Annotated in this window: 27 protein-coding genes; 13 read left to right on the top strand and 14 right to left on the bottom strand. The window is 54.3% G+C overall.

Going from position 1 to position 20,755, the window contains the following annotated elements; all coding sequences use genetic code 11:
• Positions 1-209 precede the first annotated feature (209 nt).
• Both elbB and mtgA read left to right on the top strand, forming a co-directional pair.
• Entirely contained in the window at positions 210-863 is a 654-nt protein-coding gene (elbB, locus tag ACSIPU_RS15810; protein ID WP_004106173.1) for an isoprenoid biosynthesis glyoxalase ElbB, read from the top strand.
• Positions 860-1,588, top strand: coding sequence for a monofunctional biosynthetic peptidoglycan transglycosylase (mtgA, locus tag ACSIPU_RS15815; RefSeq protein ID WP_004106171.1), 729 nt, complete (start codon positions 860-862; stop codon positions 1,586-1,588). Before elbB ends, mtgA begins: the two co-directional genes overlap by 4 nt.
• 50 nt (positions 1,589-1,638) lie before the next feature.
• Here the strand turns inward: mtgA and npr are convergent, their stop codons facing one another.
• From npr to ACSIPU_RS15870, 11 genes are all read right to left on the bottom strand, one after another.
• Positions 1,639-1,911 carry a PTS phosphocarrier protein NPr gene (npr, locus tag ACSIPU_RS15820; protein ID WP_004106170.1) on the bottom strand — a complete coding sequence of 91 codons (273 nt, stop codon included), beginning with the start codon at positions 1,909-1,911 and terminating at the stop codon, positions 1,639-1,641.
• Positions 1,908-2,762, bottom strand: coding sequence for an RNase adapter RapZ (gene rapZ / locus ACSIPU_RS15825; RefSeq protein WP_004106169.1), 855 nt, complete (start codon positions 2,760-2,762; stop codon positions 1,908-1,910). Before rapZ ends, npr begins: the two co-directional genes overlap by 4 nt.
• Positions 2,763-2,807: 45 nt before the next feature.
• Complete coding sequence (gene ptsN / locus ACSIPU_RS15830) at positions 2,808-3,296, bottom strand: PTS IIA-like nitrogen regulatory protein PtsN (protein ID WP_004106168.1); 489 nt, start codon at positions 3,294-3,296, stop codon at positions 2,808-2,810.
• A gap of 66 nt (positions 3,297-3,362) precedes the next feature.
• Entirely contained in the window at positions 3,363-3,650 is a 288-nt protein-coding gene (hpf, locus tag ACSIPU_RS15835; RefSeq protein ID WP_004106167.1) for a ribosome hibernation promoting factor, read from the bottom strand.
• Between the two features lie 22 nt (positions 3,651-3,672).
• On the bottom strand, positions 3,673-5,106 hold the full coding sequence (gene rpoN / locus ACSIPU_RS15840) for an RNA polymerase factor sigma-54 (protein ID WP_133497544.1): 1,434 nt from the start codon (positions 5,104-5,106) through the stop codon (positions 3,673-3,675).
• A gap of 47 nt (positions 5,107-5,153) precedes the next feature.
• Positions 5,154-5,879 carry an LPS export ABC transporter ATP-binding protein gene (gene lptB, locus ACSIPU_RS15845; RefSeq protein ID WP_004106165.1) on the bottom strand — a complete coding sequence of 242 codons (726 nt, stop codon included), beginning with the start codon at positions 5,877-5,879 and terminating at the stop codon, positions 5,154-5,156.
• 6 nt (positions 5,880-5,885) lie between these two features.
• Entirely contained in the window at positions 5,886-6,431 is a 546-nt protein-coding gene (lptA, locus tag ACSIPU_RS15850) for a lipopolysaccharide ABC transporter substrate-binding protein LptA (RefSeq protein WP_004106163.1), read from the bottom strand.
• Entirely contained in the window at positions 6,400-6,975 is a 576-nt protein-coding gene (gene lptC, locus ACSIPU_RS15855; RefSeq protein ID WP_004106160.1) for an LPS export ABC transporter periplasmic protein LptC, read from the bottom strand. The genes lptA and lptC overlap by 32 nt, the downstream gene beginning before the upstream one ends.
• The gene (kdsC, locus tag ACSIPU_RS15860) at positions 6,972-7,538 is read right to left on the bottom strand and encodes a 3-deoxy-manno-octulosonate-8-phosphatase KdsC (protein WP_004106158.1); all 567 of its coding nucleotides are present in this window, start codon (positions 7,536-7,538) and stop codon (positions 6,972-6,974) included. Before kdsC ends, lptC begins: the two co-directional genes overlap by 4 nt.
• Positions 7,539-7,552: 14 nt before the next feature.
• Complete coding sequence (gene kdsD / locus ACSIPU_RS15865; RefSeq protein WP_004115845.1) at positions 7,553-8,557, bottom strand: arabinose-5-phosphate isomerase KdsD; 1,005 nt, start codon at positions 8,555-8,557, stop codon at positions 7,553-7,555.
• Entirely contained in the window at positions 8,554-9,531 is a 978-nt protein-coding gene (locus ACSIPU_RS15870; protein WP_004106154.1) for a calcium/sodium antiporter, read from the bottom strand. Before ACSIPU_RS15870 ends, kdsD begins: the two co-directional genes overlap by 4 nt.
• A gap of 209 nt (positions 9,532-9,740) precedes the next feature.
• Here ACSIPU_RS15870 and mlaF point away from each other — a divergent pair, with 209 nt between their 5' ends.
• From mlaF to murA, 7 genes are all read left to right on the top strand, one after another.
• Positions 9,741-10,553, top strand: coding sequence for a phospholipid ABC transporter ATP-binding protein MlaF (mlaF, locus tag ACSIPU_RS15875; RefSeq protein ID WP_049593654.1), 813 nt, complete (start codon positions 9,741-9,743; stop codon positions 10,551-10,553).
• Positions 10,554-10,560: 7 nt separating this feature from the next.
• Positions 10,561-11,343, top strand: coding sequence for a lipid asymmetry maintenance ABC transporter permease subunit MlaE (gene mlaE / locus ACSIPU_RS15880; protein ID WP_004106151.1), 783 nt, complete (start codon positions 10,561-10,563; stop codon positions 11,341-11,343).
• 4 nt (positions 11,344-11,347) lie between these two features.
• On the top strand, positions 11,348-11,899 hold the full coding sequence (mlaD, locus tag ACSIPU_RS15885) for an outer membrane lipid asymmetry maintenance protein MlaD (protein WP_004106149.1): 552 nt from the start codon (positions 11,348-11,350) through the stop codon (positions 11,897-11,899).
• A gap of 18 nt (positions 11,900-11,917) precedes the next feature.
• Positions 11,918-12,553, top strand: coding sequence for a phospholipid-binding protein MlaC (gene mlaC / locus ACSIPU_RS15890; RefSeq protein ID WP_004106146.1), 636 nt, complete (start codon positions 11,918-11,920; stop codon positions 12,551-12,553).
• Positions 12,553-12,843 (top strand): lipid asymmetry maintenance protein MlaB, encoded by a 291-nt coding sequence (gene mlaB, locus ACSIPU_RS15895; protein ID WP_004106144.1) that lies wholly within the window; start codon positions 12,553-12,555, stop codon positions 12,841-12,843. The genes mlaC and mlaB overlap by 1 nt, the downstream gene beginning before the upstream one ends.
• A 135-nt stretch (positions 12,844-12,978) precedes the next feature.
• On the top strand, positions 12,979-13,233 hold the full coding sequence (gene ibaG / locus ACSIPU_RS15900) for a BolA family iron metabolism protein IbaG (RefSeq protein ID WP_004106141.1): 255 nt from the start codon (positions 12,979-12,981) through the stop codon (positions 13,231-13,233).
• A gap of 54 nt (positions 13,234-13,287) precedes the next feature.
• Positions 13,288-14,547 carry a UDP-N-acetylglucosamine 1-carboxyvinyltransferase gene (gene murA, locus ACSIPU_RS15905; protein ID WP_004106129.1) on the top strand — a complete coding sequence of 420 codons (1,260 nt, stop codon included), beginning with the start codon at positions 13,288-13,290 and terminating at the stop codon, positions 14,545-14,547.
• Between the two features lie 56 nt (positions 14,548-14,603).
• Here murA and sfsB read toward each other — a convergent pair whose 3' ends face one another.
• Together sfsB and ispB are read right to left on the bottom strand one after the other, a co-directional pair.
• The gene (gene sfsB / locus ACSIPU_RS15910; RefSeq protein WP_004106127.1) at positions 14,604-14,876 is read right to left on the bottom strand and encodes a DNA-binding transcriptional regulator SfsB; all 273 of its coding nucleotides are present in this window, start codon (positions 14,874-14,876) and stop codon (positions 14,604-14,606) included.
• A gap of 196 nt (positions 14,877-15,072) precedes the next feature.
• Positions 15,073-16,044 carry an octaprenyl diphosphate synthase gene (gene ispB / locus ACSIPU_RS15915; protein ID WP_004106125.1) on the bottom strand — a complete coding sequence of 324 codons (972 nt, stop codon included), beginning with the start codon at positions 16,042-16,044 and terminating at the stop codon, positions 15,073-15,075.
• 260 nt (positions 16,045-16,304) lie between these two features.
• On the opposite strand from ispB, the gene rplU reads away from it, so the two are divergent.
• The 4 genes from rplU (at position 16,305) to cgtA (ending at position 19,142) form a co-directional block, all read left to right on the top strand.
• Entirely contained in the window at positions 16,305-16,616 is a 312-nt protein-coding gene (gene rplU, locus ACSIPU_RS15920) for a 50S ribosomal protein L21 (RefSeq protein WP_004106123.1), read from the top strand.
• 19 nt (positions 16,617-16,635) lie between these two features.
• Positions 16,636-16,893 (top strand): 50S ribosomal protein L27, encoded by a 258-nt coding sequence (rpmA, locus tag ACSIPU_RS15925; protein WP_003861831.1) that lies wholly within the window; start codon positions 16,636-16,638, stop codon positions 16,891-16,893.
• A 95-nt stretch (positions 16,894-16,988) separates the two neighbouring features.
• Positions 16,989-17,954: a DMT family transporter gene (locus ACSIPU_RS15930; RefSeq protein ID WP_004106120.1), complete on the top strand. Its 966-nt coding sequence runs from the start codon at positions 16,989-16,991 to the stop codon at positions 17,952-17,954.
• Positions 17,955-17,969: 15 nt separating this feature from the next.
• Entirely contained in the window at positions 17,970-19,142 is a 1,173-nt protein-coding gene (gene cgtA, locus ACSIPU_RS15935) for an Obg family GTPase CgtA (protein WP_004106119.1), read from the top strand.
• Positions 19,143-19,186: 44 nt separating this feature from the next.
• Here cgtA and dacB read toward each other — a convergent pair whose 3' ends face one another.
• On the bottom strand, positions 19,187-20,620 hold the full coding sequence (gene dacB, locus ACSIPU_RS15940; protein WP_196558152.1) for a serine-type D-Ala-D-Ala carboxypeptidase: 1,434 nt from the start codon (positions 20,618-20,620) through the stop codon (positions 19,187-19,189).
• Between the last annotated feature and the right edge of the window lie 135 nt (positions 20,621-20,755).

Consider the following 20,755-nt stretch of genomic DNA (forward strand, 5'->3'; position numbering starts at 1 on the left):
ACTGCGCCAACACCAGGGAACTGGACATTGCGCCAGAATCATTTAAGTGATTTTTTTTACACGGCGCAACCTGAGGATTTGGCTTACTCGCTCATTAAGATAGCAAACCTTAAATATTTTGTTACGTGAAACAGTAAAATATGTGAAGCATAGCGAGTAAATCAAAATTTTTGACTGCTTTCATAAACTTGTACTAAGGGGCTGATGTGATGAAGAAAATTGGTGTCGTGCTGAGCGGATGCGGCGTTTATGACGGAAGTGAAATCCATGAAGCCGTCATTACCCTGCTGGCAATTGCCCGCAGCGGGGCTCAGGCCGTTTGCTATGCGCCGGATAAAGTACAAACCGATGTTATCAATCATCTGACCGGCGAAGCGCAGGCGGAAAGCCGTAATGTGCTGGTGGAAGCGGCGCGTATCGCGCGCGGAGAGATTCAGCCTTTGGCCAATGCCCGAGCGGATGAGCTGGACGCGCTGATTGTGCCCGGCGGTTTTGGCGCGGCAAAGAATCTTAGTAGCTTTGCCTCGCAGGGGAGCGAATGTGAAGTGGATAGCGATCTTAAAGCGTTGGCTCTGGCGATGCATCAGGCCGGTAAGCCGCTGGGCTTTATCTGCATCGCTCCGGCGCTGTTGCCGAAAATTTTCGCTATTCCGCTACGCGTGACCATCGGTACCGATCTCGATACCGCCGATGCGGTAGAGGAAATGGGCGCTGAGCACGTGCCTTGCCCGGTGGATGATATTGTAGTTGATGAAGATAACAAAGTGGTGACGACTCCGGCGTACATGCTGGCGCAGAACATCGCGGAGGCGGCGAACGGAATTGAAAAACTGGTCGCTCGCGTCCTGGTGCTGGCCGCATGACCCTCCGCTTTTCGCCGCTGCGGATGATGAAGCGTTTTGTTCTGAGGCTGCTGTTGGCTTGCGTGGTGCTTTGGGGCGGCGGAATTGCGCTGTTTAGTATCGTGCCCGTCCCTTTTTCGGCAGTGATGCTGGAGCGCCAGGTCAGCGCCTGGCTTTCCGGGAATTTTCATTATGTCGCCCATTCCGATTGGGTGGGGATGGATGAAATCTCGCCGTGGATGGGGCTTGCCGTTATTGCTGCAGAAGATCAGAAATTCCCGGAGCACTGGGGGTTTGATGTTTCGGCCATTGAGAAGGCGCTGGCGCATAACGAGCGCAATGACAGCCGGATCCGCGGAGCGTCAACGCTGTCGCAGCAAACGGCAAAAAACCTGTTCCTGTGGGATGGCCGCAGCTGGCTGAGAAAAGGGCTGGAGGCGGGGCTGACCGTCGGCATCGAGACGGTCTGGAGCAAAAAACGGATCCTCACCGTTTACCTCAATATTGCTGAGTTTGGCGACGGAACGTTTGGCGTAGAAGCCGCATCGCAGCGCTATTTTCACAAACCTGCCAGTAGACTGACGGCTGCAGAAGCCGCGCTTTTAGCTGCGGTTTTGCCCAATCCCATTCGCTTTCGCGCCGATGCGCCGTCGGGTTATGTTCATCGCCGTCAGGCGTGGATCCTGCGCCAGATGAGGCAGTTGGGTGGGGAAGGTTTTATGCGGGCGAATAAGCTACATCAATAAACTTGCTATCAGATCTCCCCGGTCAGCACCGCTGCAGCCGGGGAATACCTCTAGTCTTCATCAAACCCGGCGTTGAATAGCGCGATAACGGCGGCCAGCGCTTCAACCTCCTGCGGGCCGTTAGCTTCAATCTCAATCTGACGGCCTTTAGCCGAGTCGAGCATCAGCAAGGCAATCACGCTATTCGCTTCAGCTTCAGTACCTTCATCATTGCGCAGCAGGACTTCAGCATCATAGTTCTGCATTAATTCAAACAGCTTCATCGCCGGGCGAGCGTGCATGCCCAGCTTATTGGTGATTTCAACGGTTTGCTTAACGGTCATGATTTGCGTTTTTCCAGCGTCCGATGACGGGACTGCACGTTCTTACCGCGTGAGCGGAAGTAGTCAGCCAGCTGTTCGGCGATATAAACCGAACGGTGTTTACCACCGGTACAACCAATAGCTACCGTCAGATAGCTGCGGTTATTGGTCTCCAGCATAGGTAACCATAGCTCAAGATAGCTGCGGGTCTGGTAAATGAAATTATGAACTTCCGTGTGCCGGTCGAGGAAAGCGGCCACGGGTTTATCAAGGCCGGTCATCGGGCGCAGCTTCGGATCCCAGTGCGGGTTCGGCAGAAAGCGCACGTCAAAAACGTAGTCGGCATCGATAGGGATGCCGTGCTTAAAGCCAAAGGATTCAAATACCATCGTCAGTTCGCGTTCGCGTTTGCCCAGCAAACGCGTGCGCAACATTTCTGCCAGCTCATGCACCGACATTTCAGAAGTATCGACGATCAGGTCGGCGCGGGAGCGCAGAGGTTCCAGCAGATCGCTCTCTTCATCAATGGCGCTTTCCAGCGACAGGTTTTTGCTCGATAGAGGATGTAAACGACGGGTGTCGCTATAGCGGCGAATCAGGGTGTTACGATCGGCATCAAGGAACAGCAACTGAGGTGAAAACTCTGCGGGCAGATTTTTCATCGCCTGCTCGAAGATTTCCGGCGATTCGGGCATGTTTCGCACGTCAATACTGACGGCCGCCGAGATGTTTCTGTCGGCGAGCGAACGCGCCAGCTCTGGCAACAGCACAACCGGCAGGTTATCGACGCAGTAAAAACCCATATCTTCCAGCGCTCGCAGGGCGACGGATTTCCCCGACCCTGAACGGCCGCTGACGATCATCAGTACCATGTACCGTTTCTCCTCAGTACGAAAAAGAGTAAGGTGCGACTTCCGTTATGCCTCATTGTTGCTTCCCGCTTCAGTGATGATTTCATAGAGCTCTTCATCACTTTGTGCAGCGCGCAGACGGCGGCAAATAGTTTTATCTGCCAGGCGCTTCGCCACCAGCGAGAGCGTATGCAGATGCGTTTTAGTTTGATCGGCCGGGACGAGAAGGGCAAACAGCAGATCGACAGGTTGATTGTCGATAGCATCAAAGGCAATCGGGGTTTCCAGTTGAACAAAAACGCCCACGGCCCGCAGCGTATCCTCTTCGAGTTTACCGTGGGGGATCGCAATGCCGTTACCAATCCCGGTACTGCCCATTTTCTCACGGGTGAGAATCGCCTCGAACACCACCTGGGGCGCTAAGCCTAACTGCTTTGCCGCCAGCTCGCTGATGATTTCCAGCGCGCGCTTTTTGCTCTGGCAGTGAACCTGGCTACGGGTACATTCCTGGTTAAGGACATTGCTCAGTTGTAGAGCCGAATCGTTATTTATCATAATTTCACCTGAGCTCACCCTGGCCAACCGCCTGCAGGCGGTTGGCGTAGGCTATTGCCCGGACAATTAGTGTTGTTTCAGTTTATCTTTATGTTTTGTTAACTGTCTTGCCAGCTTATCGATAAGGCCATCGATAGCAGCATACATATCCTGCCCTTCCGCACTGGCATGGATTTCGCCACCGTTGACATGCAGATTGGCGTCCGCAATTTGCGTCACCTTCTCCACTTTTAACACAATATAGACCTGATTGATCCTGTCGAAAAACTGCTCCAGTTTGCTGAACTTCGCCGTCACGAAATCGCGCATGGCGGGAGTTATTTCGACGTTGTGTCCTGTAATGTTGAGCTGCATAGTGTCTTCCTTATCGGTTGGGTCAAACCAGCTGCTTGCGCTGATTCGACGGCGGGATGGATAAAGACTCTCGGTACTTAGCAACGGTTCGCCGCGCCACCATAATACCCTGATCGGACAGCATGGTGGTGAGCTTACTGTCACTCAATGGTTTCGCGGGGTTTTCCGCGGCGATTAATTTCTTCACCAGCGCGCGAATGGCCGTCGACGATGCTTCGCCGCCGCCTTCGGTGTTCACATGGCTGGAGAAGAAATACTTCAGCTCAAAAATACCGCGTGGACTGTGCAGGTATTTTTGCGTGGTAACGCGTGAAATAGTGGATTCATGCATTTCGACGGCCTGAGCGATATCCGCCAGCACCATCGGCTTCATAAACTCTTCACCTTGTTCAAAAAAGGCCTGCTGCTGTTCGACGATGCAGCGGCTGACGCGCAGCAGGGTGTCGTTGCGGCTCTCCAGGCTCTTGATAAGCCAGCGGGCTTCCTGGAGATTGCTGCGGATAAACTGGCCGTCAGCATCATTGCGCGCGCTGTTACCCATTGCCGCATAGTGCTGATTGATCTTCAGGCGGGGAAGGCTATCTGAATTGAGTTCGACAACCCAACGATCGTGAACCTTACGCACCAGCACGTCAGGGATGACATATTCCGGCTCGCCAGTTTGAATCGACTGGCCCGGGCGCGGATCCAGCGATTGGATCAGATTCACCGCTTCCTTTAACACCTCTTCTTTCAGGCGGGTAACGCGCATCAGAGTACGGAAGTCATGGTTGGCCAGCAGATCGAGATGATCGCTGATGATCAGGCGAGCTTCATCAATCCACGGCGTCTCTTTGGCAAACTGTGAAAGCTGAACCAGCAGGCAATCGCGCAAGTCTTTCGCCGCCACGCCGACGGGGTCGAAACGCTGGATGCGCTTGAGCACCGCTTCAACTTCTTCAAGTCCGATTTCATCATCGCCAATACTTTCAACGATCTCTTCGACAGGAATAGTCAGGTACCCTGTGTCATCAACGGCATCGACGATTGAGGTCGCAATGGCGCGATCGGTATCGGTAAATGGCGTGAGTTCAACCTGCCACATCAGGTAATCCTGCAGGCTTTGCGTGGTCTCGCCCTGATAGACGGGCAGTTCATCATCCTGATAATCGACGCCGTTGCCTGAGGGCGTTCCCGCGGTATAGATCTCATCCCAGCGGGCATCAAGCGGCAGCTCGTCGGGCATCTCTTTCTGCTCAAGGGCATCGACGGTATCCAGAGATTCGCGATCCTCGGCCTCTTTGGTTTCTACCTCATCGTGAAGATCGGTTTGCTCCAGCAACGGGTTGCTGTCCAGCGCCTGCTGGAGTTCTTGCTGGAGTTCTAACGTAGACAACTGCAGTAAACGAATCGCCTGCTGCAGTTGTGGCGTCATGGCAAGCTGTTGGCTTAGCCTTAATTGCAAACCTTGCTTCATATTCAGGGCCAATATCTCCGGCTAAAACGTCTGGAACCTCTACCCTATCAGAGTCTGAAGTCTTCCCCAAGATACACGCGCTTAACCTGCTCGTCTTCAAGGATTTGCTGTGGCGTACCGTGAGCAATCAGGTGGCCCTGGCTGACGATATAAGCGCGTTCGCAAACGGCCAGCGTTTCCCTGACGTTATGGTCGGTAATCAACACGCCGAGGCCGCTGTCGCGCAGGTGTTCAATAATACGTTTGATGTCGATAACGGAAATGGGGTCAACGCCGGCGAAGGGTTCATCAAGCAGGATGAATTTCGGATTAGCGGCCAGCGCGCGGGCGATTTCAACGCGGCGGCGTTCACCACCGGAGAGCGCCTGACCGAGACTGTCGCGCAGGTGCTCAATGTGAAACTCTTCCATGAGCTCTTTCGCGCGATCTTCACGCTGTTCGGTGCTCAGGTCGTCGCGAATCTGCAATACCGCCATCAGGTTATCGTATACGCTCAGGCGGCGAAAAATAGAGGCTTCCTGAGGGAGATAGCCGATTCCGCGACGCGCGCGCGCGTGCAGCGGCAGCAGGCTAATATCTTCGTCATCGATGATAATATTCCCTGCGTCGCGCGGTACGATGCCAACGACCATATAGAAGGTGGTCGTTTTACCGGCGCCGTTTGGGCCGAGCAGGCCTACAATTTCGCCCGAGTTCACGGTCAGACTGACATCTTCCACGACGCGGCGGCCTTTATAGGCTTTAGCAAGGTTCTTTGCAGTTAATGTTGCCATAACGAATTACTTACCTTTCTTTGACTGATCGCCACTTTTGTCCTGCAGCTGCGAAGGAACCAGAACCGTGGTCACGCGCCCGCCTTTATTGCTGAAAGCCTGCATTTTTTGTTCTTTCACCAGGTAAGTGATTTTGTCACCCTGGATATTGCTATCGACCTGCTCCAGATGCGCATTGCCGGTCAGGACGACAAAGTCATTTTGCAGTTCATAATGCATTTTCGACGCGCGGCCTTTCACCGGCTTGCCGTTGTCCTGCATCTGGTAGAAGGTGGCAGGGTTACCGTAGCCATCGATAACCTCTTTACCTTTTTCGCCGCCAGGACGGGTCACAACGACTTTGTCGGCATTGATTTTGATGGTTCCCTGAGTGACGACAACATTCCCCGTAAAGGTCACGACGTTGCCCTGCATATCCAGCGACTGCTGATCGGATTCAATGTGAATCGGCTGATCGGTATCACCCGTCTTTGCCTGAGCCGACAGGCTGGCCGCCAGTAAGGCGCTGGCGAGCGCAATCTTAAGGCTGAGTTTGTTTGTTCTGAATTTCATATGAGGTTCTAACCTTTTCAATCAGCTCGGCATTTTTGCTGCGCAGGTTCCCGCGCATTTTCAGGCCGCTGGAATTAAATGTTGTTCCGTACAACGTCACCATGTCATCGGAGGTAACATCCTGCGTCACCAGGTTTATCTGGGCGTTATCCGTCGTAATTTTGCGCAGTTGAGAGTCAGCCGACAGCGCATCGACTTCAACGTGCCCGTAAAGATACAGCATGCGATCATTGGTCAACTTAGCTTTATCCGCTTTGATAGACCAGGTTGGTGCTTTATTCGTATCAAAGGTGGTCATCACCGGTTTGGCAAACCACGACAGCTGCTGCGCGGAGAAGTACTCCACGTGTTCAGCGATGAGCCGGTAGTTAAGCGCCCCCTCGGGACTATACACGACGGTATCGGTATGTTCGCTGGTATACGTTGGGTCATCAGGATTGATCGCTTGCTGGGTCGTATCGTCCGTACTCGCCAGGTTCAGGCCGATCAGAATCAGCGCGACCAGCGACAGTAAAATGATAACCCAACGTCTGGTTTTACTCATATAGATTGCCCTTTGGCCTCATCCAGCTTGCCCTGCGCCAATAGTAGCAAATCGCATACTTCCCGTACCGCTCCGCGACCGCCGTTAATACGCGTGACGTAATCCGCGCGCGGGAGCAGCAACGGATGCGCATCGGCTACCGCTACACTTAAACCCACTTTAGCCATCACCGGCCAGTCAATCAGATCGTCGCCAATGTAGGCGACTTCATCAGCATCAACGGCCAGCTTATTCAATAGTTCATGGAACGCCAGCAGCTTATCGGACTGTCCCTGGTACAGATGCCTGATGCCCAGCGTTTGGCAGCGATCTTCCACCAGTTTAGCTTTTCGCCCGGTAATTATCGCCACTTCAATATCTGAAGTCAGGGCGCAGCGGATGCCGTAGCCATCGCGCACGTTAAACGCTTTCAGCTCTTCACCGTTATTGCCCATGTAGATAACGCCGTCGGATAGAACGCCGTCCACATCAAGTATGAGTAAACGGATTTTTGCCGCCCGGTCAATAAAGTCCTGGCTCACCGGCCCATAGCAGGTCGCGATCAGGGCATCAGCATTATTCATTATTTTTTCCTTACTTACACTACGCCCGCGCGCAGGAGATCGTGCATATGTATCACACCTACCAGGCGGTCGCCATCGGCAACCAGTACGCAGGTGATATGACGGGACTGCATCAGGTTGAGCGCATCAACGGCCAGAGTGCCGGGACGGATACGGATACCGCCTCGCGTCATCACCTCGGCAATGCTGGCGTTACGCATATCAATACCGGTATCAAATACGCGGCGCAGATCGCCATCGGTGAAGATGCCGATGATATTCATCTCATCATCGCAAATGGCAGTCATGCCTAAATTTTTGCGCGTGATTTCCAGCAGCGCATCGCGCAGCGTAGCCTCCAGGCTCACGTGCGGAATTTCATCACCGGTGTGCATGATATCATTGACCCGCAGCAGTAGCTTACGGCCCAGCGCGCCGCCGGGATGCGATAGCGCAAAATCCTCTGCGGTAAAACCGCGGGCTTCCAGCAGCGCTACGGCAAGCGCATCGCCCATGACCAGCGCGGCGGTGGTGCTGGATGTCGGAGCCAGCCCTAACGGGCAAGCCTCTTTGGGCACCTTTACGCACAGATGAATATCCGCCGCGCGCGCCATGCTGCTGTCCGGTCGGCTGGTGATACAAATCAGCGACACCTGCTGGCGCTTAAGCACCGGGATCAGGGCGAGGATTTCGTTTGATTCGCCGGAGTTGGACAGCGCAATCACCACATCGCAGGGGGTGACCATACCCAAATCGCCGTGCGCGGCCTCTCCGGGGTGAACGAAGAAAGATGAAGTACCGGTGCTGGCAAACGTCGCCGCCATTTTTCGCCCGATATGGCCGGATTTGCCCATCCCCATCACCACAACTTTACCGTTACAGCGGAAGATGGTCTCACAGGCACGGGTAAAATCTTCATTAATATATTGATCGAGCTGGGCCAGACCTTCACGTTCAATTTCCAGAACCTCACGGCCTGCCCGTTGAAAGTCAAAATCCGCTGGCAAATCTGTTTGCGACATAATGTTATCCCGAATCATTCAACGAAGAGCGGCGCTGTCCAGTACAGCATCGCTAACCAAAGCATAAAACCGCCAACCAGCAGGGCGCCGGCAAGGCGACCTGGCTGCTGCTTACGGCGCCAGCACAGCGCAGCGAAGATCAGGCTGACCAGCAGCATAACGCCATAGTCGCGGGTAAAGGCCTCGGCGGCAAAGGTACCCGGCGCAATCAGCGCGGGGAGCCCGAGGACCAGTACAATATTCAGAATATTAGCGCCAATGATATTGCCGATGGCGATATCGTTCTCGCCTTTGCGCGCTCCGGCAATGGCGGTAGCCAGCTCGGGCAGGCTGGTGCCTATCGCGACGACCGTTAAGCCGACGGTCAGTTCGCTGATGGCAAAAAAGTTCGCCAGAACCGTGGCGTTATCAACGACCATTCGCGTGGCCATCGGCATCACTATCATCGCAACGCCCAACCAGAGCAGCGCGACGGGAAGCGAACCCTCCCGCGGCAGCTCCGCCAGCTGTTCGCGGGTCAGGCTGTCGTTCCCCTGACGCTCTGCCAGGCGGGCGATTTTAATGGTAAACAGCAGCCATAATATGGCCAGCGCCAGCAAAAAAAGGCCGTCTATCCGCGTGAGCTGTCCGTCGTACAGCACGAATCCCGCCAGTAAACTGACCAGCAACATTAACGGCAATTCGCGGCGCAGGATATCAGAATGCACGGTAAAAGGTTGAAACAGAGCTGTGAGGCCGAGGATCAGCAGGATGTTGGTGATATTCGATCCGAGAGCCGTTCCGATCGCTAAATCGGTTTGCCCATGCAGAGAAGCGGCGGCGGAAACGATCGTTTCCGGTAAGCTGGTTCCGATGCTTACCACCGTCATGCCAATAATCAGGGGAGGGATCCCCAGCATACGGCAGAGTATTGAAGCGGCGTAGACCAGACGATCGGCGCTGTAGACAACCAGCAATAAACCAATAATTAACAGAGCCGTCGCTAAGAGCATCTAAAGTCCTTTATTCAGGTATAATCGTCGCCTCGCTGGCCGTCCGTAGGCAGCGTAACGAATTCTTAATTTTGACTTTATGTGTGCCAAAAGTAAAACAAATGCCAGCTTTCGCTAACCTGGGCAGGTAAGATTCTGTAAAAATGTTGGGTTTGTGGTGAAAGAAAGCGCCATGCTTAGCCCGAAGGGTGTCTAGTAAGGATGATTTTATGAGCCAGAGTTTGGCGAATCTAGTCGAAGTGCGCGGTATTCGCTTCTCGCGGGGCGATCGCGTGATCTTCGATGATATCTCGCTATCGGTACCCCGCGGAAAGATCACCGCGATTATGGGGCCATCAGGGATCGGCAAAACCACCCTGTTACGCCTGATCGGCGGCCAGATCCTGCCGGACAAGGGCGAGATCCTGTTTGATGGTGAAAACGTACCGCAGATGTCGCGCTCGCGCCTGTACACCGTGCGCAAGCGTATGAGCATGCTGTTTCAATCCGGCGCGCTGTTCACCGACATGAACGTGTTTGATAACGTCGCCTATCCGCTGCGCGAGCATACTCGTCTGCCGGAAGCGCTGCTGCACAGCACGGTAATGATGAAGCTGGAAGCCGTCGGCCTTCGCGGAGCCGCTAAGCTGATGCCTTCCGAACTTTCGGGGGGGATGGCGCGCCGTGCTGCGCTGGCGAGGGCGATTGCGCTGGAACCTGATCTCATCATGTTCGATGAGCCCTTTGTCGGACAGGACCCCATTACGATGGGGGTACTGGTGAAATTGATTTCTGAACTCAACAGCACCCTGGGTGTCACCTGTATCGTAGTTTCGCATGATGTGCCGGAAGTGCTCAGCATTGCGGACTTTGCGTATATTGTGGCGGACAAAAAAGTCGTGGCGCATGGGAGCGCGCAGTCGCTGCGTGAAAATGCCGATCCTCGCGTTCGTCAGTTCATTGATGGTATCGCTGACGGCCCGGTGCCGTTCCGCTATCCGGCGGGTGATTATCATCATGATTTATTGGGCAAAGGGAGTTAAGCGACTCATGTTGTTAAATGCGCTAGCCGCGCTCGGACATCGCGGTATTAAAACTATCGCGACGTTCGGGCGTGCTGGATTGATGCTCTTCAACGCAGTTGTGGGCAAGCCTGAGTTTCGCAAGCATGCGCCGCTGCTGGTACGCCAGCTGTATAACGTTGGCGTGCTGTCGATGCTGATCATTATTGTATCGGGGTTGTTCATCGGTATGGTGCTGGGTCTGCAGGGCTATCTGGTGTTAACCACCTATAGCGCTGAAACCAGCCTCGGCATGCTGGTGGCGCTGTCGCTGCTGCGTGAACTGGGGCCGGTTGTTGCCGCGCTGCTGTTTGCCGGACGTGCCGGTTCGGCATTGACGGCCGAAATTGGTCTGATGCGCGCCACTGAACAACTCTCCAGCATGGAGATGATGGCGGTCGACCCGCTTCGCCGCGTGATTTCACCGCGTTTCTGGGCCGGGGTGATTTCACTGCCGTTGCTAACCATTATTTTTGTGGCGGTCGGCGTATGGGGCGGTTCGCTGGTTGGGGTTAACTGGAAGGGCATTGATGCCGGCTTCTTCTGGACGGCGATGCAAAATGCCGTCGACTGGCGGATGGATCTGGTCAACTGCCTGATTAAGAGTCTGGTTTTCGCCATTACGGTAACATGGATCGCGTTATTTAACGGTTATGACGCTATCCCCACTTCCGCCGGGATTAGCCGGGCGACGACGCGTACGGTAGTACATGCGTCGCTGGCGGTTCTGGGGCTGGATTTTGTGCTGACTGCGCTGATGTTTGGGAATTGAGTTCATGCAAACGAGAAAAAATGAAATCTGGGTTGGGGTATTCTTACTGGTGGCGCTGCTGGCGGCGCTGTTTGTCTGCCTGAAGGCGGCAAACGTGACCTCTATACGTACTGAACCGACCTACCGGCTCTATGCCACTTTTGACAATATCGGCGGTCTGAAAGCGCGCTCACCGGTGCGAATTGGCGGCGTGGTCGTAGGACGCGTGGCGGATATTACCCTCGATCCTAAAACCTACCTGCCTCGCGTGGCTCTCGATATTGATGAGCGCTATAACCATATCCCCGATACCAGTTCGCTGGCGATCAGAACTTCCGGTCTGCTGGGCGAACAGTACCTGGCGATGAACATCGGGTTTGAAGACCCTGAGCTGGGAACGGCTATCCTTAAAGATGGCGGCACCATTCAGGACACCAAATCCGCCATGGTGCTGGAAGATTTGATAGGCCAGTTCCTCTACAACAGTAAAGGTAGTGACAATAAGAATTCTGGCGATGAACAGGCTGCTGGAGAGAGTCATACTGACGCTACGCCGCCTGCCGGCACGACGCATTAATTTCAGGAGAGAGAAGACATGTTTAAACGCTTACTAATGGTCGCCATGCTGGTGATTGCCCCATTGACTGCGGCTACCGCCGCGGACCAGTCCAATCCGTATAAGCTGATGAACGAAGCGGCGCAGAAAACCTTCGACCGCCTGAAAAACGAGCAGCCGAAGATTCAGGCTAATCCGAACTACCTGCGCGAAATCGTCGATCAGGAATTGCTGCCGTACGTTCAGGTAAAATACGCCGGTGCGCTGGTGCTGGGGCGTTATTACAAAGAAGCGACCCCGGCGCAGCGTGAAGCCTATTTTGCCGCCTTCCGTGAATATCTGAAGCAGGCCTACGGCCAGGCGCTGGCGATGTACCACGGTCAGACCTACCAGATAGCGCCGGAGCAGCCTCTGGGCGATGCGACTATTATCCCTATCCGCGTCACGATCCTTGACCCGAATGGCCGTCCGCCGGTGCGTCTGGATTTCCAGTGGCGTAAAAATACCCAGACCGGCAACTGGCAGGCGTACGACATGATTGCGGAAGGGGTGAGCATGATCACCACTAAACAAAATGAGTGGAGCGACCTGCTGCGCACCAAAGGCGTTGATGGTCTGACGGCGCAGCTGAAGGCAAGCTCCGCGCAGCCGATTACCCTGGAACAGAAAAAATAATGACCGGGCAGCTGAGCTGGGCTCGCGATGGTGAGACGCTGGCGCTGCGCGGAGAGCTGGATCAGGATCTCCTGGTCCCGCTGTGGGATGCACGCGCTCAGGCGACGGATGGCGTGTCGGCAATTGACCTGAGCGCAGTGACCCGCGTGGATACCGCCGGACTGGCGCTATTGGTGCATTTTATCGCGCTGATTCGTCGGCAGGGTCGGGAAGCGAAATTGATCGGTAAGAGTGAAAATCTGCAAACCCTGGTCAGGTTGTATAACCTTCCTGCTGATATGATCCCATAAATTTTTCAGTGCCTTACTGCTGAAGCTATTCTGAAAGCCCCATCAAACTTTTCGATGGGGCTTTTTGCTTGTTTAAGACAGCGCCACTTTCCTCTAAGATGTTGGGCTGTTTTCACTATCAGATAAATGTAGCCCATGGAAAATCATGAAATTCAGACCGTGCTGATGAACGCACTCTCCCTTCAGGAAGTCCACGTCTCTGGCGATGGCAGCCACTTTCAGGTTATTGCTGTGGGTGAGATGTTCGACGGCATGAGCCGGGTCAAGAAGCAACAGGCTATCTACGCCCCGCTGATGGAATATATTGCCGATAACCGCATCCATGCTCTGTCGATTAAAGCGTTTACTCCGCAGGAGTGGGCGCGAGACCGCAAACTTAATGGCTTATAAGCTGTGGGGATGTTCCTCGCAGCGTATGTGAATTCTTAACAGAGAACAGAATCAATGGATAAATTCCGTGTTCAGGGGCCAACTCGCCTTCAGGGCGAGGTCACCATTTCCGGCGCGAAAAACGCCGCCCTGCCAATCCTCTTTTCCGCGCTATTAGCCGAAGAGCCGATTGAGATCCAAAACGTACCGAAGCTGAAAGACATCGATACCACCATGAAACTGCTGAGCCAGCTGGGCGCGAACGTTAAGCGCAACGGCTCCGTCTGGATTGATGCCGGCCCGGTCGACGTTTTCTGTGCTCCGTATGATCTCGTTAAAACTATGCGCGCGTCTATTTGGGCGCTGGGGCCGCTGGTGGCCCGCTTTGGCCAGGGTCAGGTATCTCTGCCTGGCGGCTGCGCTATCGGCGCGCGCCCCGTTGATTTACACATTACCGGCCTTGAGCAGTTGGGCGCGGAAATCAAACTGGAAGAAGGGTATGTTAAGGCGTCGGTCAACGGCCGTCTGAAAGGCGCGCATATCGTGATGGACAAGGTCAGCGTTGGCGCAACCGTGACCATCATGAGCGCAGCGACGCTGGCGGAAGGCACGACCGTTATCGAAAACGCCGCGCGTGAGCCGGAAATCGTTGATACCGCAAACTTCCTTAATACGCTGGGCGCGAAAATCAAAGGTCAGGGTACCGATCGTATCACCATCGAAGGCGTAGCGCGCCTCGGTGGCGGCGTGTACCGCGTTCTGCCGGATCGTATTGAAACCGGGACGTTCCTGGTGGCAGCGGCGATTTCTGGCGGTAAGATTTTGTGCCGCAATGCTCAGCCCGATACCCTGGATGCGGTTCTGGCGAAGCTACGTGATGCCGGCGCGGATATCGAAACGGGCGAGGACTGGATTAGCCTCGACATGCATGGCAACCGGCCGAAGGCTGTCAACGTGCGTACTGCCCCACACCCGGGCTTCCCGACCGACATGCAGGCCCAGTTCACATTACTGAATCTGGTTGCTGAGGGAACAGGGGTGATCACCGAGACGATCTTCGAAAACCGTTTTATGCATATTCCGGAACTGATCCGTATGGGTGCGCATGCGGAAATCGAAAGCAACACGGCGATTTGCCACGGCGTGCAGCAGCTTTCTGGCGCTCAGGTAATGGCGACGGATCTGCGCGCGTCAGCCAGCCTGGTACTGGCGGGCTGTATCGCGGAAGGTACGACGATTGTCGATCGTATTTACCACATTGACCGCGGCTACGAGCGTATCGAAGACAAACTGCAGGCGCTGGGCGCGAATATCGAACGCGTCAAAGGCGAATAAGCCTGTAGCAGCAGCCCTCTGACGTTGGTCCGGGGGCTGTTTTCTGCAACCTCGCTTTACTTGTTATTCTTCCTCTGACGCATCATCTGCGTTCTGTCGATAAACTGATGGGTATGGGGGTCGTGATAGCGCGATGGCCATATCACCCACGGATCGGTTTCCAGCGCATTCGCAATAATCAGCTCGCCTTTGGGCCAGGGACGAGTCAACGCGTTGGCAAGCGTTGAAGAACTTAAACCATTACGCCGCGATTCAGCTGCCAGCGACGTCCCTTTTTTGCGTAATCCGGCAATAATATCCGCCGGATGCCAGTCGATGAACTTATCCATAAATTCTCCTGGTATTAAACATTCCGTTCGTCCTTAATGGGCGACAAAATGACTATACCTTGAGTTCCAGTAATGTTCTAACAAGTTCTTTTAATGGATGGGATATTAGGAATATATCAAGAAATAAAGCAGCTTTTGAGTTTACAGGAGTTTATTGGAACTTTCCCGCGATTGACGCGGGAAAGGAGGGCGGGAATTAATGATCGCGCTGTACAGCGATGTGGGCGAGGCCAATTAGCGCTTCCCGCCATGGAGAATCGGGAAGGACCTGAAGCGCGGCAATAGCTTTATCAGCTTCTTCCTCCGCGCGTTTTTGGGTCCATTCAAGCGAACCACAGGTGGCCATGGTTTCCAGCACGGCTTCAAGAAGATGACGACCGTTACCCTGTTCAATCGCTCCGCGGATCATGGCGGATTGTTCGGCGTTGCCGTGCCGCATCGCGTGCAGCAGCGGAAGGGTAGGTTTGCCTTCATTCAGATCGTCACCGACGTTTTTACCGAGTCGCTCGCCGTCAGAACTGTAGTCCAGCAAATCATCGATCAGCTGGAAAGCGGTCCCCAGATAGCGTCCGTAATCCTGTAACGCTTTTTCTTGTTCCGCGGTACAGTCGGCCAGAATACCGGAGCACTGAGCTGCAGCTTCAAACAGACGGGCAGTCTTGCTGTAAATAACCCGCATGTAGTTTTCTTCGGTGATGTCCGGATCGTTGACGTTCATCAACTGCAGCACTTCGCCTTCAGCGATAACGTTAACGGCTTCCGACATCACTTCCAGAACTCTCAGCGAGCCAAGGCTGGTCATCATCTGAAAGGCGCGGGTGTAGATGAAATCACCAACCAGCACGCTAGCGGCATTACCAAAAGCGGCGTTTGCTGTGGCTTTTCCGCGACGCATATCAGACTCATCGACGACATCATCATGCAGCAGGGTGGCGGTGTGGATAAATTCGATCAGCGCGGCAATGGCGACATGAGCGTTGCCCTGATATCCAACGGCACGCGCGGCCAGTACGGCGATCATCGGACGAATGCGTTTACCGCCTCCGCTAACAATGTAATAGCCTAACTGATTGATAAGCTGAACATCAGAGTCGAGTTGCTCAAGAATTGTCGCATTGACGCCCGCCATATCCTGCGCGGTTAACTCATTGATTTTTTCTAAATTCATCGCAAAAGCCGGGCCAAATGTCCTGTTATCGCGTATCCGAATAGGATCACAGAAGGATTAAGACAGAATTAAAAGAAGATGTGATTGTACTGAAAAATTGCCGTAGATAAACGCTGGAGTGAAAGTTGTGTTTTTTTTCTGCGTTGATCGCTGATCGCTCTTGTCAAAGGCTCGCGTTTTGCGTAATATTCGCGCCCTATTGTGAATATTTATAGCGCACTCTGAATCATACGAAGAGGTGCGCGGAAGCGGAGTTCTATATGTACGCGGTTTTCCAAAGTGGTGGTAAACAACACCGAGTAAGCGAAGGTCAAACCATTCGCCTGGAAAAGCTGGACATCGCAACTGGCGAAGCTGTTGAGTTCGCTGAAGTGCTGATGATCGCAAACGGTGAAGAAATTAAAATCGGCGTTCCTTTCGTTGAGGGCGGCGTAATTAAAGCTGAAGTTGTTGCACATGGTCGTGGCGAGAAAGTTAAAATCGTTAAGTTTCGTCGTCGTAAACACTACCGTAAGCAGCAGGGCCATCGTCAGTGGTTCACTGATGTGAAAATTACTGGCATCAGCGCCTAAGACCTGAGGAGAGATTTAAATGGCACATAAAAAGGCTGGCGGCTCAACTCGTAACGGTCGCGATTCAGAAGCTAAACGCCTAGGCGTTAAGCGTTTCGGTGGCGAATCCGTTCTGGCGGGTAGCATCATCGTTCGTCAACGTGGTACCAAATTCCACGCTGGCACTAACGTAGGTTGCGGTCGTGACCACACTCTGTTTGCTAAAGCAGACGGTAAAGTGAAATTCGAAGTTAAAGGCCCGAACAACCGTAAATACATCAGCATCGTTGCTGAGTAAGTTTTTCGTGGTCCGGTAACGGATTAAAGCCCCGCAACGTGTTGCGGGGCTTTTTACATTGAAAACCCGGAAAATTTTCTGCAGGGAAAACGGGCATGAAGCAGCAGGCCGGCATCGGCATTATTTTAGCGCTCACCACGGCGATGTGTTGGGGCGCTTTGCCGATCGCAATGAAGCAGGTTCTTGAAGTGATGGAACCGCCGACGGTGGTGTTTTACCGCTTTTTGATGGCAAGTATTGGTCTCGGCGCCATTCTGGCCATGAAAAGAAAACTGCCTCCGCTGCGTATTTTTCGCAAGCCGCGCTGGTTGATACTGCTGGTCATTGCGACGGGTGGTTTGTTCGGTAACTTCATTCTGTTTAGTTCTTCCTTGCAATATCTCAGCCCCACCGCTTCTCAGGTGATTGGCCAGCTGTCCCCGGTCGGCATGATGGTGGCCAGCGTTTTTATCCTTAAAGAGAAAATGCGCGGCACCCAGGTTGCGGGAGCGCTAATGCTGGTGAGCGGTCTGGTGATGTTTTTTAACACCAGCCTGATTGAGATATTTACCCGCCTGACGGACTACACATGGGGGGTAATTTTCGGCGTAGGCGCCGCGACGGTGTGGGTGAGCTACGGCGTCGCGCAAAAGGTGTTATTGCGCCGTCTGGCATCGCAGCAAATCCTTTTTTTGCTGTACACTTTATGTACGATATCGCTATTGCCATTAGCAACGCCTTCACAGGTGCTGGCATTAAGCGACTGGCAGCTGGCCTGTCTGGTTTTTTGCGGGCTCAATACCCTGGTGGGCTACGGTGCGCTGGCGGAAGCCATGGCGCGCTGGCAGGCGGCGCAGGTGAGCGCGTTGATTACCTTAACGCCGTTATTTACGCTGCTATTTTCAGATTTATTATCACTGGCCTGGCCCGACGTTTTCGCCAGACCGCTGTTGAACCTGATGGGTTATCTCGGTGCGTTTGTCGTGGTTGCGGGCGCGATGTATTCCGCCGTCGGCCACCGTCTTTGGGGACGGTGGCGTAAGCGAGAAGCGGTTGTGCCGCTCCCCCGCTCAGGCGAATGATTTACGGAGAGTAAAATGAAGTTTGTTGATGAAGCAACGATCCTGGTCGTAGCAGGTGATGGCGGCAATGGTTGCGTTAGCTTCCGCCGCGAAAAATATATCCCGAAAGGCGGCCCCGACGGCGGCGACGGCGGCGACGGTGGTGATGTCTGGCTCGAGGCGGACGAAAACCTGAATACCCTGATCGACTACCGTTTTGAGAAGTCTTTCCGCGCCGAACGCGGGCAGAACGGCCAGAGCCGCGATTGTACCGGCAAACGCGGTAAAGACGTGACGGTGAAAGTGCCGGTAGGGACCCGCGTGATTGACCAGGGCACCGGCGAGACGATGGGTGATATGACCAAACATGGTCAGCGCCTGATGGTCGCTAAAGGCGGCTGGCACGGTCTCGGCAACACCCGTTTCAAATCGTCCGTTAACCGTACTCCGCGTCAAAAGACGATGGGGACGCCGGGCGATAAGCGCGATCTGCAGCTGGAGCTGATGCTGCTGGCGGATGTCGGAATGCTGGGGATGCCTAATGCGGGTAAATCGACCTTCATTCGCGCCGTTTCCGCGGCGAAGCCTAAAGTTGCTGACTACCCGTTCACTACGCTGGTACCGAGCCTCGGCGTGGTGCGTATGGACAACGAGAAGAGCTTCGTGGTGGCCGACATCCCTGGGCTGATTGAAGGCGCAGCTGAAGGCGCAGGCCTCGGCATTCGCTTCCTGAAGCACCTGGAGCGTTGCCGCGTACTGCTGCATCTCATCGATATTGAGCCGATTGACGGTTCCGATCCGGTTGAGAATGCGCGGATCATCATCGGCGAGCTGGAAAAATACAGTGAGAAACTGGCTTCTAAGCCGCGCTGGCTGGTCTTTAACAAGATTGACCTGATGGATAAAGCTGAGGCGGAAGAGAAAGCGAAAGCCATCGCGCAAGCGCTGGGCTGGGAAGATAAGTTCTATCTGATTTCCGCCGCCAGCCAGCAGGGCGTAAAAGACCTGTGCTGGGATGTCATGACCTTTATCATCGAAAACCCGATAGTGCATGCGGAAGAAGCGAAGCCCGCAGAAAAAGTCGAGTTTATGTGGGATGACTACCACCGTCAGCAGCTTGAAGAAGCTGAAGTGGAAGATGATGAAGACTGGGATGACGATTGGGACGAAGACGACGAAGAAGGTGTCGAATTCATCTATAAACGTTAATTCCGGGTAAACTAAAAGGGCCGCAGAAGATGCGGCCCTTTTGCTTAATTATTCTGATACAGGTCTTTATACAAGCGGCTTTCGAAGCGCACCAGCGGAATACGTCGGTTACGCTGGTCGGCCGGAGGCACGGCGTAGCCTGATAAATACTGCACGAACGCCATCTTCTGCCCGCTGGCCGTGGTAATGAATCCAGCCAGGTTATACACCCCCTGCAGTGAGCCCGTTTTCGCCGAAACTTTGCCGTCAACGTCTGCCTGATGCAGACCCGCGCGGTATTGCAGAGAGCCATCGTGGCCAGCCAGGGGCAGCATCGAGATAAAGTTGAGCGCGTTATCATGCTGGGCGATGTACTGTAGCACCTGCATCATCGTCGCTGGCGCGATCAGGTTATGGCGCGACAGGCCTGAGCCATCGGCAATGATTGTATTCCCGAGATCGACACCGGCCTGCTGACGCAGGATCTGCCGTACGGCATCGGATCCGGCTCGCCAGGTTCCCGGCACGCCGAAGCGAGCATGGCCAATGGTGCGAAACACCGTATCGGCGATCATGTTGTCCGATTTTTTCAGCATTATACGCAGCAAATCGTGCAGCGGCGCAGATTGCGTACTCGCCAGTACGGTACCCGGCTCGTTTGCCAGGGTCTGACGCAGCAGCGTACCGCTCCAGGTGATATCGGCGTCGGTCAGCTCCGCTTTCAGAATCGCGCCGGCATAGCTGGCGCCATCCTGAATGGCAAAAGCCAGCGGCAGCGGCTCGCTGCGCTGCGGTAGACAGCCGGTCAGGGTGTAACGGTTGAGATCGCCGGGAACCACGTCCAGCTCACAGTATTGTGCTTCAGAAGAGCCGCGAGCGAGGGTGCGCACCTGGCTGAACATGGTCACCGGGTAGTAAGACGCCACGCGGATAAACGCCAAATCGCCCGGCTTTTGCGCGCTATAAAGCGAGATGGAGAAACAGTTTCGATCGACAATCGCCGCCGCCGGAGGTGCGCTAAAGCACTGCGTCATATCGTTCCATGGCCAGCCTGGCGCTTTATCATGACTGGCGAAAATGGAGGTATCGATCAGAACATTGCCTTCAATTCGCTGGACGCCTGCTTTCTTCAGCGTGGCAACCATATTACGAATATCCTGGCGCTTGAGGGTAGGGTCGCCGCCAAAGCGCGCAATCAGGTCTCCTTTCAGGATGCCACCGCTGAGGCTGCCTTTTGTTTCCAGCGTCGTGGTGAAGCGGAAATCCGGACCCAGCTGCAGCAGCGCGGCCAGCGCGGTGATCACTTTTTGGGTGCTGGCGGGTAGCGCCATCTGCTGGCTATGGTAGTCTATCTCCGGCGTCGGGGAGCCTACCTTCTGCGCCATAAAGGCAAGGTTTGCGCCCGCAGGAAGCTGATTGATGTACTCGTCAATATTCGCCGCATGAGCGCTAATCGCTATACCGGCAGTCAATCCGATGATAAATCTGGGAAATCGCATAATCTCGCGCTAACAACCTGAAACCAGTCCGTCATACTACGGTGCAACGCCCTGTAAAGTAAACGATGACCCATAATGAACTTCGGGTTAAAATACGTATCAAATTGAAAATTGCTGCTGGCCTGGGGATCGCTT

This window comes from Klebsiella sp. HN106 (assembly GCF_051209435.1).
Lineage (GTDB): Bacteria > Pseudomonadota > Gammaproteobacteria > Enterobacterales > Enterobacteriaceae > Klebsiella > Klebsiella oxytoca.

Excerpts from the sequence above, each read along its gene's own strand:
- elbB (WP_004106173.1), top strand. The coding sequence starts at position 210 with ATGAAGAAAATTGGTGTCGTGCTGAGCGGATGCGGCGTTTATGACGGA.
- mtgA (WP_004106171.1), top strand. The coding sequence starts at position 860 with ATGACCCTCCGCTTTTCGCCGCTGCGGATGATGAAGCGTTTTGTTCTG.
- npr (WP_004106170.1), bottom strand. The coding sequence starts at position 1,911 with ATGACCGTTAAGCAAACCGTTGAAATCACCAATAAGCTGGGCATGCAC.
- rapZ (WP_004106169.1), bottom strand. The coding sequence starts at position 2,762 with ATGGTACTGATGATCGTCAGCGGCCGTTCAGGGTCGGGGAAATCCGTC.
- ptsN (WP_004106168.1), bottom strand. The coding sequence starts at position 3,296 with ATGATAAATAACGATTCGGCTCTACAACTGAGCAATGTCCTTAACCAG.
- hpf (WP_004106167.1), bottom strand. The coding sequence starts at position 3,650 with ATGCAGCTCAACATTACAGGACACAACGTCGAAATAACTCCCGCCATG.
- rpoN (WP_133497544.1), bottom strand. The coding sequence starts at position 5,106 with ATGAAGCAAGGTTTGCAATTAAGGCTAAGCCAACAGCTTGCCATGACG.
- lptB (WP_004106165.1), bottom strand. The coding sequence starts at position 5,879 with ATGGCAACATTAACTGCAAAGAACCTTGCTAAAGCCTATAAAGGCCGC.
- lptA (WP_004106163.1), bottom strand. The coding sequence starts at position 6,431 with ATGAAATTCAGAACAAACAAACTCAGCCTTAAGATTGCGCTCGCCAGC.
- lptC (WP_004106160.1), bottom strand. The coding sequence starts at position 6,975 with ATGAGTAAAACCAGACGTTGGGTTATCATTTTACTGTCGCTGGTCGCG.
- kdsC (WP_004106158.1), bottom strand. The coding sequence starts at position 7,538 with ATGAATAATGCTGATGCCCTGATCGCGACCTGCTATGGGCCGGTGAGC.
- kdsD (WP_004115845.1), bottom strand. The coding sequence starts at position 8,557 with ATGATTCGGGATAACATTATGTCGCAAACAGATTTGCCAGCGGATTTT.
- ACSIPU_RS15870 (WP_004106154.1), bottom strand. The coding sequence starts at position 9,531 with ATGCTCTTAGCGACGGCTCTGTTAATTATTGGTTTATTGCTGGTTGTC.
- mlaF (WP_049593654.1), top strand. The coding sequence starts at position 9,741 with ATGAGCCAGAGTTTGGCGAATCTAGTCGAAGTGCGCGGTATTCGCTTC.
- mlaE (WP_004106151.1), top strand. The coding sequence starts at position 10,561 with ATGTTGTTAAATGCGCTAGCCGCGCTCGGACATCGCGGTATTAAAACT.
- mlaD (WP_004106149.1), top strand. The coding sequence starts at position 11,348 with ATGCAAACGAGAAAAAATGAAATCTGGGTTGGGGTATTCTTACTGGTG.
- mlaC (WP_004106146.1), top strand. The coding sequence starts at position 11,918 with ATGTTTAAACGCTTACTAATGGTCGCCATGCTGGTGATTGCCCCATTG.
- mlaB (WP_004106144.1), top strand. The coding sequence starts at position 12,553 with ATGACCGGGCAGCTGAGCTGGGCTCGCGATGGTGAGACGCTGGCGCTG.
- ibaG (WP_004106141.1), top strand. The coding sequence starts at position 12,979 with ATGGAAAATCATGAAATTCAGACCGTGCTGATGAACGCACTCTCCCTT.
- murA (WP_004106129.1), top strand. The coding sequence starts at position 13,288 with ATGGATAAATTCCGTGTTCAGGGGCCAACTCGCCTTCAGGGCGAGGTC.
- sfsB (WP_004106127.1), bottom strand. The coding sequence starts at position 14,876 with ATGGATAAGTTCATCGACTGGCATCCGGCGGATATTATTGCCGGATTA.
- ispB (WP_004106125.1), bottom strand. The coding sequence starts at position 16,044 with ATGAATTTAGAAAAAATCAATGAGTTAACCGCGCAGGATATGGCGGGC.
- rplU (WP_004106123.1), top strand. The coding sequence starts at position 16,305 with ATGTACGCGGTTTTCCAAAGTGGTGGTAAACAACACCGAGTAAGCGAA.
- rpmA (WP_003861831.1), top strand. The coding sequence starts at position 16,636 with ATGGCACATAAAAAGGCTGGCGGCTCAACTCGTAACGGTCGCGATTCA.
- ACSIPU_RS15930 (WP_004106120.1), top strand. The coding sequence starts at position 16,989 with ATGAAGCAGCAGGCCGGCATCGGCATTATTTTAGCGCTCACCACGGCG.
- cgtA (WP_004106119.1), top strand. The coding sequence starts at position 17,970 with ATGAAGTTTGTTGATGAAGCAACGATCCTGGTCGTAGCAGGTGATGGC.
- dacB (WP_196558152.1), bottom strand. The coding sequence starts at position 20,620 with ATGCGATTTCCCAGATTTATCATCGGATTGACTGCCGGTATAGCGATT.